Origin of the sequence: Knoellia subterranea KCTC 19937, assembly GCF_000768685.1 — a bacterium.
Taxonomy (GTDB): domain Bacteria; phylum Actinomycetota; class Actinomycetes; order Actinomycetales; family Dermatophilaceae; genus Knoellia; species Knoellia subterranea.
In genome coordinates this window covers 1-17,004 of sequence record NZ_AVPK01000001.1, presented here as the reverse complement: position 1 = coordinate 17,004, position 17,004 = coordinate 1, and the positions used below count along the sequence as shown (strand labels likewise).

General features: G+C 65.2%; 12 protein-coding genes and 2 rRNA genes. 12 read left to right on the top strand and 2 right to left on the bottom strand.

Features of this window, described 5'->3' with window-relative positions; translation table 11 throughout:
• The first annotated feature begins 137 nt into the window (after window positions 1-137).
• Genes argC through N803_RS00025 form a run of 9 tightly spaced genes read left to right on the top strand, consistent with a single transcriptional unit; the run spans window position 138 to window position 8,357 of the window.
• The gene (argC, locus tag N803_RS00065) at window positions 138-1,181 is read left to right on the top strand and encodes an N-acetyl-gamma-glutamyl-phosphate reductase (RefSeq protein ID WP_035902537.1); all 1,044 of its coding nucleotides are present in this window, start codon (window positions 138-140) and stop codon (window positions 1,179-1,181) included.
• A gap of 5 nt (window positions 1,182-1,186) precedes the next feature.
• Window positions 1,187-1,594, top strand: coding sequence for an ACT domain-containing protein (locus tag N803_RS00060; RefSeq protein ID WP_035902535.1), 408 nt, complete (start codon window positions 1,187-1,189; stop codon window positions 1,592-1,594).
• Complete coding sequence (argJ, locus tag N803_RS00055) at window positions 1,591-2,742, top strand: bifunctional glutamate N-acetyltransferase/amino-acid acetyltransferase ArgJ (protein WP_035901513.1); 1,152 nt, start codon at window positions 1,591-1,593, stop codon at window positions 2,740-2,742. Before N803_RS00060 ends, argJ begins: the two co-directional genes overlap by 4 nt.
• Window positions 2,717-3,634 carry an acetylglutamate kinase gene (argB, locus tag N803_RS00050; protein WP_052111546.1) on the top strand — a complete coding sequence of 306 codons (918 nt, stop codon included), beginning with the start codon at window positions 2,717-2,719 and terminating at the stop codon, window positions 3,632-3,634. The genes argJ and argB overlap by 26 nt, the downstream gene beginning before the upstream one ends.
• The gene (locus N803_RS00045) at window positions 3,631-4,845 is read left to right on the top strand and encodes an acetylornithine transaminase (protein WP_035901510.1); all 1,215 of its coding nucleotides are present in this window, start codon (window positions 3,631-3,633) and stop codon (window positions 4,843-4,845) included. Before argB ends, N803_RS00045 begins: the two co-directional genes overlap by 4 nt.
• On the top strand, window positions 4,842-5,798 hold the full coding sequence (gene argF, locus N803_RS00040; protein ID WP_035901509.1) for an ornithine carbamoyltransferase: 957 nt from the start codon (window positions 4,842-4,844) through the stop codon (window positions 5,796-5,798). The genes N803_RS00045 and argF overlap by 4 nt, the downstream gene beginning before the upstream one ends.
• Complete coding sequence (locus N803_RS00035; RefSeq protein WP_035901507.1) at window positions 5,795-6,298, top strand: arginine repressor; 504 nt, start codon at window positions 5,795-5,797, stop codon at window positions 6,296-6,298. Before argF ends, N803_RS00035 begins: the two co-directional genes overlap by 4 nt.
• Window positions 6,295-7,731 (top strand): argininosuccinate lyase, encoded by a 1,437-nt coding sequence (gene argH, locus N803_RS00030; protein WP_035901505.1) that lies wholly within the window; start codon window positions 6,295-6,297, stop codon window positions 7,729-7,731. Before N803_RS00035 ends, argH begins: the two co-directional genes overlap by 4 nt.
• Window positions 7,728-8,357 carry a DNA-3-methyladenine glycosylase gene (locus tag N803_RS00025; protein WP_052111671.1) on the top strand — a complete coding sequence of 210 codons (630 nt, stop codon included), beginning with the start codon at window positions 7,728-7,730 and terminating at the stop codon, window positions 8,355-8,357. Before argH ends, N803_RS00025 begins: the two co-directional genes overlap by 4 nt.
• Here the strand turns inward: N803_RS00025 and N803_RS00020 are convergent.
• Window positions 8,335-9,351, bottom strand: coding sequence for an adenosine deaminase (locus tag N803_RS00020; RefSeq protein WP_035901501.1), 1,017 nt, complete (start codon window positions 9,349-9,351; stop codon window positions 8,335-8,337). The genes N803_RS00025 and N803_RS00020 overlap by 23 nt on opposite strands.
• Window positions 9,352-9,368: 17 nt before the next feature.
• Window positions 9,369-10,301 carry a phosphotransferase gene (locus tag N803_RS00015; protein ID WP_052111545.1) on the bottom strand — a complete coding sequence of 311 codons (933 nt, stop codon included), beginning with the start codon at window positions 10,299-10,301 and terminating at the stop codon, window positions 9,369-9,371.
• 65 nt (window positions 10,302-10,366) lie between these two features.
• On the opposite strand from N803_RS00015, the gene tyrS reads away from it, so the two are divergent.
• From tyrS to N803_RS17780, 3 genes are all read left to right on the top strand, one after another.
• Complete coding sequence (gene tyrS, locus N803_RS00010) at window positions 10,367-11,626, top strand: tyrosine--tRNA ligase (protein WP_035901500.1); 1,260 nt, start codon at window positions 10,367-10,369, stop codon at window positions 11,624-11,626.
• Window positions 11,627-12,313: 687 nt separating this feature from the next.
• A 16S ribosomal RNA gene (locus tag N803_RS00005) occupies window positions 12,314-13,838 on the top strand.
• A 416-nt stretch (window positions 13,839-14,254) separates the two neighbouring features.
• Window positions 14,255-17,004, top strand: a 23S ribosomal RNA gene (locus tag N803_RS17780); the annotation flags it as partial.

The following is a 17,004-nucleotide window of genomic DNA, read 5'->3' as shown; positions in this document are numbered from 1 at the left end:
GGTGGGTCTCCTTCGTTGTGACCCCGCCCTGCACGAGGTCGCTACGGTGGAGGAGGGCCGGAACCTCATCGCTGATACACGTCTGACGCGTCGAGGGAAAATTGCATAGTGATGTGCGCTCATGCAAGACTATGCACATGCTGAATGTCGCGGTTGCCGGTGCGAGCGGGTATGCCGGGGGAGAGGTCCTCCGCTGGTTCGAACGGCATCCCGACGCGCGCGTCGGTGCCGTGACCGCAGGTGGCAACGCCGGCTCCCGGCTGGGGGCAGTGCACCCGCACCTCTTCTCGCTGGCCGACAGGGTGCTCGAGGAGACGACGGTCGACACCCTGCGCGGTCACGATGCCGTCGTTCTCGCCCTCCCGCACGGGCACTCCGCCGCGGTTGCCGAGGGTTTGGGCGACGACGTCGTCGTCATCGACTGCGGTGCCGACTTCCGACTGCGCGACGGATCCGCGTGGTCGACGTTCTACGACACGCCGTATGCCGGGTCGTGGGCCTATGGTCTGCCCGAACTTCCCCTTCGGGGCGGCGTTTCTGGCCGCGACACGCTCGTAGGGGAGAAGCGGATTGCTGTCCCCGGTTGCTATCCCACGGCGTCGACTCTCGCACTGGCGCCGGGCTTCGCCGCGGGCGTGCTCGAGGGTGACGACGTCGTCATCGTCGCTGCGTCCGGCACCTCGGGAGCGGGCAAGGCCCTCAAGCCGAACCTGCTCGGAGCCGAGGTCATGGGGTCGATGTCGCCCTATGGTGTCGGAGGCGTCCACCGACACACGCCCGAGATCGAACAGAACCTCGCCGCTGCCGCGGGTTCGCCGGTCACCGTCTCGTTCACCCCGACGCTGGCGCCCATGCCGCGCGGCATCCTCGCGACATGCACTGCCCGGGTCCGGCCCGGCACGACCGCCGACACGGTTCGCGAGGCCTGGCGGACGGCATACGCCGACGAGCCGTTCGTGCACCTGCTGGAGCCCGGCAGCTGGCCGACCACGGCGCACGTCATCGGCAGCAACCACGTCGAGGTGCAGGTCGTCCTCGACGGGCGCGCCGGTCGAGTCGTCGCTGTCGCAGCCGTCGACAACCTTGCCAAGGGCACGGCCGGAGCAGCCGTCCAGTGCCTCAATCTCGCCGTCGGGCTCCCGGAGTCCACCGGCCTTCTTGGATCGGGGGTGGCGCCGTGAGCGCCATGCCACTGCACCTCATGACCCATCCCGAACCCCTCGCGATCGCCCGGCTCGACGCCGGTGACGAGCCGTCGTGGGAGTGGACGCGTGGCCCGTTCGCGTCGCTGACGAGGACCGAGCACGAGACCTCCATCGTGGGTCTCGCAGAGCTCGTGCCGGCCGGAGTGACGACGGAAGGACCGTTCCTCGGAGTCGAGGTCGCGGGCCCGCTCGCCTTCGAGGCCGTCGGAGTGATGGCGGAGATCCTCTCGCCACTCGTGTCGGCGGGGATCAGCGTCCTCGCCATGTCGACGTTCGACACCGACTGGATCCTCGTGCCGGCCGGCGAGATCACGACGGCGTCCGAGGCATGGCGCAAGGCCGGTCTGATCGTCACCTCCACCACCCTCTCGAGCAAGGGCGACGCATGAGCGTCACTGCAGCGCAGGGCTTCCGGGCCTCCGGTGCGACGGCGGGTCTCAAGGCCTCGGGCTCCAGCGACGTCGCCCTCGTCGTCAATGACGGCCCGGACCATCACGTCGCCGGCGTGTTCACGAGCAACCGCGTCGAGGCTGCGCCCGTCACCTGGTCGCGGCAGGTCGTGAGTGACTCCCGTGCGGATGCGGTGTTCCTCAACTCCGGCGGGGCCAACGCCTGCACCGGCGCTCGAGGATTCCAGGACACGCACCGCACCGCGGAGCTCGTCGCGGACGCGCTGGGGTGCAGCGCCACCGACGTCGTCGTGTGCTCCACCGGGCTCATCGGAGAGTTCCTCCCGATGGATCGAATCGCCCGTGGCATCGAGCTCACCCACGCAGCCCTCACCGACCACGACGGGGCGGCGGCGGCACGGGCCATCATGACCACCGACTCGGTTCCCAAGGAGGCCGTCGCGCAGCGTGACGGCTGGGTCGTCGGCGGCATGGCCAAGGGTGCCGGGATGCTGGCCCCTGGGCTGGCGACCATGCTCTGCGTCATCACGACCGACGCCGTCGTCGACGCCGGCGAACTCGACGGGGCGCTGCGTGCCGCCACCGCCATCACCTTCGACCGGGTGGACTCGGACGGCTGCATGTCGACCAACGACACCGTGATCCTCATGGCTTCCGGCGCCTCGGGTGTGGCGGTCACCGGGGCTCAACTGGCCGAGGCCGTCGAGGAGGTGTGCGACTCGCTCGCGCGGCAGCTCGTCGCCGACGCCGAGGGCGCGAGCCACGACATCGCCGTCGAAGTCCGTTCTGCGGCAAGCGAATCGGACGCGGTCGAAGTGGCCCGCTCCGTGACCCGCAGCAACCTATTCAAGGCGGCGATCTTCGGCAGGGACCCGAACTGGGGGCGGGTCCTTGCCGCGGTCGGCACGACGTCCGCCGACTTCGACCCCACGGCCCTCGACGTCGCCATCAATGGGGTCCAGGTGTGCCGCGCAGCCACGGTCGGCGACGACCGTGCGCTCGTCGACCTGGAACCGCGCGAAGTGCACGTCGTCATCGACCTCCACGCCGGCGAGGCCACGGCCACGGTGTGGACGAACGACCTGACGCACGACTACGTCCATGAGAACTCCGCCTACAGCACCTGAGGACACCGTGATCGACGAACGGACCAGCGCCAAGGCGAGCACCCTCGTCGAGGCCCTTCCCTGGCTGGAACGCTTCCGTGGGGCTCTCGTTGTCGTGAAGTACGGCGGCAACGCCATGATCGACGACGACCTCAAGCGGGCCTTCGCGCAGGACATCGCCTTCCTCCACTACGCCGGGCTGCGGCCCGTGGTCGTGCATGGCGGCGGTCCCCAGATCAAGGCGATGCTCGACCGTCTGGGCCTCGAGAGCGAGTTCAAGGCGGGACTGCGCGTCACGACGCCGGAAGTCATGGATGTCGTTCGGATGGTTCTCACCGGGCAGGTGGGTCGAGAACTCGTGGGCCTCCTCAACCAGCACGGACCCCTCGCCGTGGGCCTCTCCGGTGAGGACGGCGCCCTCTTCGGCGCGCGCCGTCGCGGTGTCGTGGTGGACGGCGTGGAGGAGGACCTCGGCCTCGTCGGGGACGTCGTCTCGGTCAACACCCAGGCCGTCATGGACCTGCTCGACGCGGGGCGGATCCCCGTGGTGTCCACGGTGGCCCCCGACCTCGATCACGACGGTCAGGTACTCAACGTCAATGCCGACACTGCCGCTGCCGCGCTCGCGGCAGCGCTCGGTGCGCGCAAGCTCGTCGTCCTGACGGACGTCGAGGGTGTGTATGCCGCGTGGCCGGACCGGTCCTCGCTCCTCTCGACGCTGCCCCTCAGCCGCGCTCGCCAACTGCTCGAGACGGTCGACGCGGGGATGATCCCCAAGCTCGAGGCCTGCATCCGCGCCGTGGAGGACGGGGTGCCGCAGGCTCACGTCATCGACGGGCGCGAACCCCACTCACTGCTCCTCGAGGTCTTCACCTCTGAGGGCATCGGCACCCTCATCGAGGAGGACGCATGACCGGCACGGCCAGCAGCGAGTCACAGGGGGACCTCCTCGAGCGCTACACGCGCTCCCTGATCACGGTCTTCGGGACGCCGCAGCTTGTCCTGGAGCGTGGCGACGGCGCCTGGGTGTGGGACACCGACGGCAAGCGCTATCTCGATCTGGTCGGAGGGGTGGCGGTCAACTCCCTGGGCCACAATCACCCCGCCCTCGTGGCAGCCGTCTCCAAGCAGGTGGCCGAGATGGCCCACATCTCGAACTTCTACACGTCCCGCGCCCAGATCGAGCTCGCCGAGCGGATCCTCGAGATCGCGCAGGCTCCCGAGGGATCGGGGGTCTTCTTCGGCAACTCGGGAGCGGAGGCGATCGAGGCCGCCATCAAACTCGCACGGCGCACGGGCCGCACCGGAATCGTCGCTGCGGAGGGGGCCTTCCACGGACGCACCACAGGTGCGTTGGCGCTGACCCACAAGGCGGCCTACCGCGAGCCGTTCGCGCCGCTCATCCCCGAGGTGAGCCACGTCCCCTACAACGACATCGAAGCGCTCCGCGCCGTGGTCACCGAGGAGACCTCGGCGGTCTTTCTCGAGCCCGTCCAGGGCGAGGCGGGCGCGATCCCGGCCGACCCGGCGTACCTGCGGGCGGCACGCGAGATCACCGCAGCGGTGGGTGCACTGCTCTTCATCGACGAGGTGCAGACCGGAATCGGCCGGACGGGTGACTGGTTCGGGTTCCAGGCGAGCGGGATCGTGCCCGACGCGATCACCCTTGCCAAGGGACTGGGCGGCGGACTGCCGATCGGTGCGCTCGTGACCTTCGGTCCCGAGGTCACCGGCCTGCTCACCGCAGGGCAGCACGGGTCCACGTTCGGTGGAAACCCGCTCGTCGCGGCCGCGGGCCTGTCAGTCCTCACCAGCATCGAGAGTGACGGTCTGCTGCGACACGTCTCGGACATGGGGGAGCACCTGGCGACGGCGGTCGGATCCTTGGGTCACTCGGAGATCGAGGGGGTCCGTGGACGCGGTCTCCTGCGCGCCATCGTTCTGCGTTCCGAGATCTCCGCGGCCGTTGCGGCCGCGGCGCGTGAAGCAGGGTTCCTCGTCAACCCCGTGTCTCCCAACGCAATTCGCCTCATCCCGCCGCTGGTCGTCAGCCGCGAAGAGCTCGACCTCTTCATCGCCGCACTGCCCGGTCTCATCGCCACTGCCAAGGAGTCCTCCTCATGACCGCAACCGTCAGGCACCTTCTGCGGGACGACGACGTCACGCCACAGGAGCAGGCCGAGATCCTCGACCGTGCCGCCCAGATCAAGGCACGTCCGTTCAGCGACCGCTGCCTCGAAGGGCCCGAGGTCGTGGCCGTCCTCTTCGACAAGCAGACGCTGCGCACGCAGGTCTCGTTCGCCGGTGCCATCGCCCACCTCGGTGGTTTCCCGCTGGTCATCGACGGCAAGCTCGCGCAGGTCGGAGTGCGCGAGTCCATCGCCGACGTCGCTCGTGTCCTCACGCGGGAGTCGAGGGCCATCGTGTGGCGCACCTATGGCCAGGAGCGGATCGAGGAGATGGCCGCCCACTCGAGTGTTCCCGTGATCAACGCGCTGACCGACGAGTTCCACCCGTGCCAGATCCTCGCCGACCTGTTGACGATCAAGGAGCACAAGGGGACCCTCGCGGGTCTGACGTTCGCCTACGTCGGTGACGGGGCGAACAACATGAGCCACAGCTACCTGCTCGGCATGGCTTTGTCGGGTCTCCACGTCCGCATCGGGACCCCGGCTGCCTACCAGCCGAACGCCGCGGTCCTCGCGCGGGCCGTCGAGATCGCCTCCGGCACAGGCGGATCCGTGACGATCGTCGAGGATCCGGGCGAGGCGGTGACGGGCGCCGATGTCGTCGCGACGGACACGTGGGTGTCGATGGGCTTCGAGAAGGAGAAGGAGTCCCGGCAGGGGTCGGCGAGTCCCTTCGCCGGGTACGCCGTGAGCAGCGAGCTCATGGCCCGGGCCAAGAGCGACGCGATCTTCCTGCACTGTCTGCCCGCCTACCGCGGTTTCGAGGTCGACGCGGACGTCATCGACGGACCGCAATCGGTGGTGTGGGACGAGTCCGAGAACCGCCTCCACGCCCAGAAGGCCGTCCTGTCCTGGCTCATCGAGAAGTCCGGGGGTGAGCGTCGATGACGGTGGGTTCGAGCCGTACTGCTCGCCAGCAGCGCATCGTGGAGATCCTCTCCAGTCAGCCGGTGAAGTCGCAGACCGAGCTCCTCGAGGTCCTCGGCCGCGACGGCATCGAGGTCACCCAGGCCACGCTGTCGCGTGACCTCGTGGACGTGGGTGCCGAGAAGGTCCGCGTGGGCAAGAACCTCGTGTATGCCGTCCCCGGAGAGGGCGGTGACCGCACCGTTCGGGCCGCTCCCGCCGCCCACGAGACGACGAGTCGGCTCGCGCAGCGGTGCCACGAACTCCTCGTCTCCGCGGAGGTGTCGGCCAATCTCGTCGTGCTGCGTACGCCTCCCGGTGCGGCCAACTTCCTCGCCTCGGCCATCGACCACACGACCGTCCCGGGCGTCGTCGGCACGATCGCCGGGGATGACACGATCATGGTCATCACGACCGGCGCGGCTGCGAGCCGCAAGGTCGCGAAGCGACTCATGGACTACACCCGCAAGGAGAATGCGTGACGAACACCGACAGTGGACGGGTCAGCCTCTGGGGTGGCCGTTTCAGCGGTGGGCCGGCGGACGCCCTGGCCGCGCTCTCGAAGTCGACGCACTTCGACTGGCGCCTTGCCCCGCAGGACCTGGCCGGATCGCGCGCCCACGCCCGTGTCCTCCACGCAGCCGGGCTGCTCGATGACGCGACGCTCGAGGCGATGCTCGACGGGCTCGAGCAACTGCGCCGTGACGTCGAGTCCGGGGCCTTCACCCCGGCACCCGACGACGAGGACGTCCACACCGCACTGGAGCGGGGACTCATCGAGCGCGCCGGCGCCGACGTCGGAGGCCGGCTCCGTGCCGGACGCTCCCGCAACGACCAGGTCGCGACGCTCTTCCGGATGTACCTGCGCGAGCAGGCACGGACCATTGGCGGGCTGGTCCTCGACGTCGTCGACTCGCTCGTCTCCCAGTCGACGCGGCACCTCGGCGTGGCGATGCCGGGTCGGACCCACCTCCAGCACGCGCAGCCGGTGCTGCTGTCCCACCACCTCCTCGCCCACGTCTGGGCGCTGCTGCGCGACGTGGACCGGCTCCTCGACTGGGACCGGCGCACGGCGATCTCTCCCTATGGCTCCGGTGCCCTGGCCGGATCCTCGCTCGGCCTCGACCCGGAGGCCGTTGCCGCGGACCTCGGCTTCGACGGTTCGGTCGAGAACTCCATCGATGGCACGGCTTCGCGCGACTTCGTGGCGGAGTTCTCGTTCGTCTGCGCCATGACGGCCGTCGACATCTCACGCATCGCCGAGGAGGTCGTCCTCTGGGCGACCAAGGAGTTCGGCTTCGTCCGCCTCGACGACGCGTACTCGACCGGGTCGAGCATCATGCCGCAGAAGAAGAACCCTGACGTCGCCGAGCTGGCGCGGGGCAAGGCCGGTCGCCTCGTCGGTGACCTGGCCGGGCTGCTCACGACGCTCAAGGCCCTGCCGCTGGCCTACAACCGCGACCTCCAGGAGGACAAGGAACCGGTCTTCGACGCGGTCGACACGCTCTCACTCCTGCTCCCGGCTTTCGCGGGCATGGTCGAGACGATGGAGTTCGACGAGAAGCGTCTGGAATCCCTTGCGCCGGAGGGCTTCTCGCTCGCCACGGACATCGCCGAGTGGCTCGTCCGGCAGGGCGTTCCGTTCCGGATCGCGCACGAGGTCGCTGGTGCATGCGTCCGCGCCTGCGAGCCGCTGGGCATCGAGCTGTGGGACCTCTCCGACGAGGACCTGCTCGACATCTCGCCCCACCTCACGTCGGGTGTGCGGGAGGTCCTGTCCGTCGAGGGCTCCCTCGCTTCCCGCTCCGCCAAGGGTGGGACCGCGCCGACGCGAGTCGCCGAACAGCTCGAACGGGCGCGCGACGAGCTCGCGCGCCTGCGCGAGTGGACCCGGGTTGTGCCGACCGTCCGGTGACCCTGCCCCGCGAGTTCTTCGCCCGCCCCGTTCTCGACGTGGCGCGCGACCTCCTGGGTGCCCACCTGTCCCACGGCGGCGTCACACTCCGGGTCACTGAAACCGAGGCGTATGCCGGCCACCGCGACCCGGGTTCGCACGCCTTTCGCGGTGAGACGCCGCGAACAGCACCGATGTTCGGACCGGCCGGCGTCACCTACGTCTATTTCACCTACGGCATGCACTGGATGCTCTGTCTGGTGGCGGGCCAACCGGGCACTGCTGAAGCCGTCCTCGTCCGGGCCGGTGAGGTCGAGCAGGGCCACGACGTCGCGGCGGCCCGTCGCCCCGGCATTCGTGAGCGGGACTGGTGCCGTGGACCGGCCCGGCTCGCGACCACCCTCGCCCTCGACGGGTCCCACACCGGTCGTGACTTCTGCCGGCCGCTGCTCGGGGACGTCGAACCGATCGATCTCACCGTCGCTCACGGCGCCCCGGTGGCCGATGCCGTCGTGAGAACGGGACCACGCGTCGGGGTGAGTGGCCCGGGAGGCGACGGAACGGCATACCCCTGGCGGTTCTGGATCGACGGCGAGCCGACCGTGAGCACCTACCGCCCAGGCGTCATCCGCCGGCGTACTCGCTGATCTCCGAACGCACCCGAGCCTTCACGTCGTCCGGGGCGTAACTGACGTCGACCGCCGTCGTCGCGAGGTCGCGCAGACCCTGCTCGTCGAGGTCGAGGAGGTCTGCAGCGATCTCGTACTCCCGATTCAGCGTCGTGCCGAACATCGGCGGGTCGTCGCTGTTCACGGTGACCACGACTCCGGCGTCGCGCAGCGCGCGGATGGGGTGGTCCTCGAGTCGCTCGACGCAGCGGGTCGCGATGTTGGACGTGGGGCAGACCTCGAGCGGAATGCGCTCTGCCACAAGGCGTTCCACGAGCCGCGGGTCATCGATGGAGCGCACTCCGTGCCCGATGCGTTCGGCGCCCAGGGCGTCGAGGGCCTCCCACACGGACTGGGCGTCCGTGGACTCACCCGCGTGGGGGAGTGACCGCAACCCGGCGGCCCGGGCGCGGTCGAAGTGAGGCTTGAACTGTGGGCGGGGGACCTCGGGACCGCCGAGGCCGAAGCCGATGAGCGACTCGGGACCCTGGTCGATCGCGTAGCCGATGGTGGCGTCGGCCGACTCGAGCCCGGCCTCGCCGGGGATGTCGTAGATCCACCGCAGGACGATCCCGTGGTCCCGTTCGGCTGCGCGGCGGGCGTCCTCGATCGCCTCGGTGTAGGCCTCGATGCCGATGCCCATCCGCACGCTCGTGAACGGTGTCATCGTCAGCTCGGCATAGCGAACCTGCTGTGCCGCAAGGCCTTCGGCAACTTCGTAGGTCAGGAGGTGGATGTCCTCCGGGGTGCGGAGGAGTGAGACGACGGCCAGGTAGACGTCGATGAAGTGGCCGAAGTCCCTGAACGTGTAGAAGTCGCGCAGGGTCTCGATGCCCTGTGGCACACCAGAATCCGGGTGCCGCTCGGCGAGGCGCGCGACCGTCTCCGGCCGGGCCGATCCGACGTGGTGCACGTGCAGTTCTGCCTTCGGCAGCCCTGCGATGAAGTCCGTGTATGCCGTCCGCTCACCCATGCGCCGAAGTCTGCCAGTCACGCGTCATCAAGGATGCGAGCCAGGGTGCGGGTCATGACCTCGCCGAGAACATGTCGCCGCGGCACGTAGTAGAGGACGCCCCCGACGGCTTGCTGCAGGGCGAAGGCCCGACCACGCAGCCAGGCGGCGTCGGTGGCACCGGTCGCTTCGCGGAAGGTCTCACGAGCATGCCTGTCGAGGATCGCCCAGGCGGGAGTGAGATCGAGTGCCGCGTCGCCGATGCCGGCGCCGCCCCAGTCGATGAGTGCCGACAAGCGGCCGTGGTTCACGAGGACATTGCCGGGGATGAGGTCCCCGTGGACGAACCTGTCCGGCACCTCCTCGGCGGCGGCTGACTCTGCGGACTCCGCTGCGCTGCGGCGCACCGCAGCCACGTCGACGAGCGCTCCTGCCGACCATCGTTCCTCGGTCAGCCAGCCCTCGAGGTCCTCGAGCAAGGGGAGGAGCGGACCACCACGCATGCCGGGAACCCGGTTGGGCACGTCGACGTCCCGGACGTCCCGCAGTGCGGTGACCGCTGCGGCGAGGTCCTCGGCCAGCTCGATGCCCTGGCGACCCGCGATCTCGTCCCGGGCGGACCAGCAGTCCGATCCGTCGAGCCACTCGACCACCGCCCATGGGTGTGGGAAGGCGTCACTGGACGGGCCGGCATACGCGATGGTCGGGACGGACACCGGAAGGCGACCGTTCAGGGCGGGAAGCAGTCCCAGCTCCTTCGTCAGGCTCGCGGCGGCCCCCTCGGTGCGGGGAAGTCGGACCACGAGGCCCGGTCCGGATGCGGGGGTGAGCCGCCACATCGCGTTGTCCGTGCCCGACGTGAGCAGCTGCTGCGGCTCGAGGTCCGCCCACTGCGGACAGTGCTCGGCGAGCAGGGTTCGGACGGTCCCGATCGACGTGTCGGCCTCGTGGTCGTGGATACGTTCGCTCACCCGGCCATCCCACACGTCGACGTGCTGCGTCGTCCACCGACTTGCGCGTGGCAGAGTTTCGACCTGTGAACGACATCCTTGCCGAACTGCAGTGGCGCGGCCTGGTCGCGCAGACGACGGACGAGAGCGCGCTGCGCGATGCCCTGACGAGCGCCCCGATCACCGCCTACTGCGGCTTCGACCCGACGGCCCCCTCGCTCCACTTCGGCAACCTTGTCCAGCTCATCGTCCTGCGGCACCTCCAGCGCGCCGGCCACAAGGTCATCTGCCTCGTCGGTGGGTCGACTGGGCTCATCGGTGACCCGCGGCCGAGCGCTGAGCGGGTGCTCAAGACGAAGGAGCAGACCGCGGAGTGGGTCGGTCGGATCCAGGACCAGGTGCAACCCTTCCTCGAGTTCGAGGGCGAGAACGCCGCGATCATGGTCAACAACCTCGACTGGACCGCCCCCATGTCCGCGCTCGACTTCCTGCGCGACATCGGCAAGCACTTCCGGGTCAACCAGATGGTCAAGAAGGACGCCGTCGCAGCACGTCTCAACTCGGACGAGGGCATCTCGTACACCGAGTTCAGCTACCAGATCCTCCAGGGACTCGACTTCCTCGAGCTCTACCGCGCGCACGGCTGCACCTTGCAGACGGGTGGGCAGGACCAGTGGGGCAATCTCACGGCCGGCTCGGACCTCATCCACAAGGTCGAGGGGGAGTCGGTCCACCTGCTGACGACTCCGCTTGTGACGGACTCCGCCGGCAACAAGTTCGGCAAGAGCGAGGGCAATGCCGTCTGGCTCTCGGCCGACATGACGAGCCCGTACGCCTTCTACCAGTACTGGCTCAACGTCGAGGACGCCTCGGTGGTCAAGCTCCTGCGGATCTTCACCGACCGCACCCAGGACGAGATTGCCGAGCTCGAGAGGCAGGTCGCGGAGGAGCCGTTCCGCCGCGCAGCCCAGCGCACGCTGGCGGCCGACGTCACGACGCTGGTGCACGGTGCGGACGCGACGGCCTCGGTTCAGGCGGCCTCCGAAGCCCTGTTCGGCAAGGGTGACCTCGGGGCCCTCGACGCGTCGACCCTGCGGGACGCGACGACCGAGCTGCCCGGGGGAGAGGTGTCCCCGGGAATGACGATGACCGACGCCCTCGTCGCCGTTGGCCTCGTCGACTCCCGCAACGCCGCACGTCGCGCCATTGGCGATGGGGGTGCCTCCGTCAACGGTGAGAAGGTCACCGACCCGGAGTTCGCCCTGACTGACGAGCACTTCCTGCACGGTTCGGTGGCCATCCTCCGGCGCGGACGCAAGTCCATGGCGGCGGGCCGAAAGGCCTAGAACCGTTGTGGCACAGCCGTTTTCGGTATGCCGGCCGCTCACCTGAGTGCCTCTGACCGAGCGGATTTGTGTTCTGGCGAGAACGTCCTCTACTGTTCTCGACGTCAGCCCGACAGGGAGGAACGGACACCACGGGGTGAGGCCCCAAACCTCACTCGATGCAGGCCGGTCCCGGGGCAGACCCCAACAGCTCGACACGATGGAAACATCGTCACAGTGCAGCGCCCGCGGGCCTGCAGTTGGGACCGCTTCACCCAGCTGAGCTCGCCGCAAACAGCGAGTTTGGGAGGCGGCCGAGAGGCTGCTAGGGTAGGCGCACCGCGAAGATCCAAGCGCGTCGAACTTCGGCAGGCTCTGAGAGCCCCGGAGTGAATTTGACGCCCAAGTGTGGCCGCGGGTAAGTTTGGAGAGTTGCCCCTGAGGCTGGCCCTGGTTGGGTTGGTGGAGGGTGTGCGTCCGATCCTTGAGAACTCAACAGCGTGTCAAATAATCGATGCCAAATACCTCGTCTTTGGGGTGATGGCTGCTCATCGTTGTGGTGGGTGGTTGTTGTCCTGAGATGTTTTTTCCTTTGGTTGACATGATCATCTAGCAGTGAATATTGCTGGTTGTTCTTGCTCAGCCGGGTTTCAAATCCCTTTTGTGGGTAATGTTTTTCTCTGCCTTTCGGGGTGGGGATTTTCAACATCAACGGAGAGTTTGATCCTGGCTCAGGACGAACGCTGGCGGCGTGCTTAACACATGCAAGTCGAACGGTGATCCTCGGAGCTTGCTTCGGGGTGAGCAGTGGCGAACGGGTGAGTAACACGTGAGTAACCTGCCCCTGACTCTGGAATAAGCGCTGGAAACGGCGTCTAATACCGGATATGACACGCTCCCGCATGGGGTGCGTGTGGAAAGTTTTTTCGGTTGGGGATGGACTCGCGGCCTATCAGCTTGTTGGTGAGGTAATGGCTCACCAAGGCGATGACGGGTAGCCGGCCTGAGAGGGCGATCGGCCACACTGGGACTGAGACACGGCCCAGACTCCTACGGGAGGCAGCAGTGGGGAATATTGCACAATGGGCGAAAGCCTGATGCAGCGACGCCGCGTGAGGGATGACGGCCTTCGGGTTGTAAACCTCTTTCAGCAGGGAAGAAGCGCAAGTGACGGTACCTGCAGAAGAAGCACCGGCTAACTACGTGCCAGCAGCCGCGGTAATACGTAGGGTGCGAGCGTTGTCCGGAATTATTGGGCGTAAAGAGCTTGTAGGCGGTTTGTCGCGTCTGCTGTGAAAATCCGGGGCTCAACCCCGGACTTGCAGTGGGTACGGGCAGACTAGAGTGTGGTAGGGGAGACTGGAATTCCTGGTGTAGCGGTGAAATGCGCAGATATCAGGAGGAACACCGATGGCGAAGGCAGGTCTCTGGGCCACTACTGACGCTGAGAAGCGAAAGCATGGGGAGCGAACAGGATTAGATACCCTGGTAGTCCATGCCGTAAACGTTGGGAACTAGGTGTGGGTCTCATTCCACGAGATCCGTGCCGCAGCTAACGCATTAAGTTCCCCGCCTGGGGAGTACGGCCGCAAGGCTAAAACTCAAAGGAATTGACGGGGGCCCGCACAAGCGGCGGAGCATGTGGATTAATTCGATGCAACGCGAAGAACCTTACCAAGGCTTGACATATACCGGAAACATTCAGAGATGGGTGCCCCGCAAGGTCGGTATACAGGTGGTGCATGGTTGTCGTCAGCTCGTGTCGTGAGATGTTGGGTTAAGTCCCGCAACGAGCGCAACCCTCGTTCTATGTTGCCAGCACGTGATGGTGGGGACTCATAGGAGACTGCCGGGGTCAACTCGGAGGAAGGTGGGGATGAGGTCAAATCATCATGCCCCTTATGTCTTGGGCTTCACACATGCTACAATGGCCGGTACAAAGGGCTGCGAAACCGTGAGGTGGAGCGAATCCCAAAAAACCGGTCTCAGTTCGGATTGGGGTCTGCAACTCGACCCCATGAAGTTGGAGTCGCTAGTAATCGCAGATCAGCAACGCTGCGGTGAATACGTTCCCGGGCCTTGTACACACCGCCCGTCAAGTCACGAAAGTCGGTAACACCCGAAGCCGGTGGCCCAACCCTTGTGGAGGGAGCCGTCGAAGGTGGGACTGGCGATTGGGACTAAGTCGTAACAAGGTAGCCGTACCGGAAGGTGCGGCTGGATCACCTCCTTTCTAAGGAGCACTCGCCTGCCACGCTTGTCGTGGTGGGTGCAGAGCCTGGTCTGTCCCCGAGTGTGGGACGGCAGGTGCTCATGGGTGGAACATCGATTGTTGGCGTCGTGCATTTCGTGCCGGCTCTAGTACACCTTCAGACGTCTCTCCTTTGTGAGGGGCGTGTGGGGGAGGGAACGGGTGTGGTGTGGGTGGCGGCGCCGTGACACGTTGTTGGGTCCTGAGGGTTCGGGCTGCTAGCGCAGCTGGGCTCTTGAGGCCATCACAGGTCCCAGGCTTCGGTCTGGGGGTTGTGAAGGTTCAGGACTGCCATGTCGATACATCGCCGAACGTGTTCGGGCTGGTGTCGAGGATCGTGGTGGGGCTGGCCGTATGTTGAGAACTACACAGTGGACGCGAGCATCTGTATCTTTGTGGCTCAAGTTTTTAAGGGCGCACGGTGGATGCCTTGGCACCAGGAACCGAAGAAGGACGTAGGAATCTGCGATAAGCCACGGGGAGTCGATAACCAGACTGTGATCCGTGGATTTCCGAATGGGGAAACCCGGCTGGAGGCAAGTCCAGTCACTCCTGCCTGAATATATAGGGCAGGTAGAGGGAACGTGGGGAAGTGAAACATCTCAGTACCCACAGGAAGAGAAAGCAACCGCGATTCCGTGAGTATTGGCGAGAGAAAGCGGAAGAGGCTAAACCGTATCTGTGTGATAGCTGTCAGGCGTTGCAGGTACGGGGTCGTGGGACCTCTTGGTCAGGACTGACATTCTGGCAGGGAGTCAAAAATTCGCGTTGTAGTCGAAGGGCATTGAATGGCCCGGCACAGAGGGTGCGACCCCCGTAGACGAAACGACGTGAACTCCCAAGAGTGTTTCCCAAGTAATACGGGGCCCGAGAAATCCCGTATGAATCTGGCGGGACCACCCGCTAAGCCTAAATATTCCCTGGTGACCGATAGCGGACAAGTACCGTGAGGGAAAGGTGAAAAGTACCCCGGGAGGGGAGTGAAATAGATCCTGAAACCGTGTGCCTACAATCCGTTGGAGCCCTCTTGTGGGGTGACAGCGTGCCTTTTGAAGAATGAGCCTGCGAGTTAGTGCTCAGTGGCGAGGTTAACCCGTGTGGGGAAGCCGTAGCGAAAGCGAGTCCGAATAGGGCGTATGAGTCGCTGGGTCTAGACCCGAAGCGGAGTGATCTACCCATGGCCAGGTTGAAGCGACGGTAAGACGTCGTGGAGGACCGAACCCACTTAGGTTGAAAACTGAGGGGATGAGCTGTGGGTAGGGGTGAAAGGCCAATCAAACTCCGTGATAGCTGGTTCTCCCCGAAATGCATTTAGGTGCAGCGTCACGTGTTTCTTACCGGAGGTAGAGCTACTGGATAGCCGATGGGCCTCAACAGGTTACTGACGTTAGCCAAACTCCGAATGCCGGTAAGTGAGAGCGTGGCAGTGAGACTGCGGGGGATAAGCTCCGTAGTCGAGAGGGAAACAGCCCAGACCACCAGCTAAGGTCCCTAAGCGTGTGCTAAGTGGAAAAGGATGTGGAGTTGCATTGACAACCAGGAGGTTGGCTTAGAAGCAGCCACCCTTTAAAGAGTGCGTAATAGCTCACTGGTCAAGTGATTCCGCGCCGACAATGTAGCGGGGCTCAAGCACACCACCGAAGCTGTGGCATTGACATATTGCCCGGCCACCACACCTGCGGGTTGGTGGTCCAAGCGTGTTGATGGGTAGGGGAGCGTCGTGTGGCCAGGGAAGCGGCGGAGTGATCCAGCCGTGGAGGCCACACGAGTGAGAATGCAGGCATGAGTAGCGAATGACGGGCGAGAAACCCGTCCGCCGAATAACCAAGGGTTCCAGGGTCAAGCTAATCTGCCCTGGGTAAGTCGGGACCTAAGGCGAGGCCGACAGGCGTAGTCGATGGACATCCGGTTGATATTCCGGAACCGGCGAAGAACCGCCCATGATGAACCCTTTGATGCTAAACGCCTGAAGCTCTTTTTTCTTCACCTTCGGGTGCGGAATGTTGAGTGGAGCGCGTGACCCGATTTGGTAGTAGTCAAGCAATGGAGAGACGCAGGAAGGTAGCCTCCGCGTGGCGATGGTTGTCCACGTCCAAGGGTGTAGGGAGTGAGATAGGCAAATCCGTCTCACACATATCCTGAGACCTGATAGTGACCGCGAATGCGGGAAGCAGGGTGATCCTATGCTGCCAAGAAAATCTTCTAGCGAGGTTCGAGCCGCCCGTACCCCAAACCGACTCAGGTGGTTAGGTAGAGAATACCAAGGCGATCGAGTGAATCATGGTTAAGGAATTCGGCAAAATACCCCCGTAACTTCGGGAGAAGGGGGGCCCAGAGGGTGAAGGCACTTGCTGCCTAGCCTGAACGGCCGCAGAGACCAGGGAGAAGCGACTGTTTACTAAAAACACAGGTCCGTGCTAAGTCGCAAGACGATGTATACGGACTGACGCCTGCCCGGTGCTGGAAGGTTAAGAGGACGGGTTAGATCTTCGGGTCGAAGCTCAGAATTTAAGCCCCAGTAAACGGCGGTGGTAACTATAACCATCCTAAGGTAGCGAAATTCCTTGTCGGGTAAGTTCCGACCTGCACGAATGGCGTAACGACTTCTCCACTGTCTCAACCATGAACTCGGCGAAATTGCACTACGAGTAAAGATGCTCGTTACGCGCAGCAGGACGGAAAGACCCCGGGACCTTTACTATAGCTTGGTATTGGTGTTCGGTACGGCTTGTGTAGGATAGGTGGGAGACTGTGAAGCCGGCACGCCAGTGTCGGTGGAGTCAACGTTGAAATACCACTCTGGTCGTTCTGGATATCTAACCTCGGTCCGTGATCCGGATCAGGGACATTGCCTGGTGGGTAGTTTAACTGGGGCGGTTGCCTCCTAAAAGGTAACGGAGGCGCTCAAAGGTTCCCTCAGCCTGGTTGGTAATCAGGTTTCGAGTGTAAGTGCACAAGGGAGCTTGACTGCGAGACAGACATGTCGAGCAGGGACGAAAGTCGGAACTAGTGACCCGGCGGTGGCTTGTGGAAGCGCCGTCGCTCAACGGATAAAAGGTACCCCGGGGATAACAGGCTGATCTTGCCCAAGAGTCCATATCGACGGCATGGTTTGGCACCTCGATGTCGGCTCGTCGCATCCTGGGGG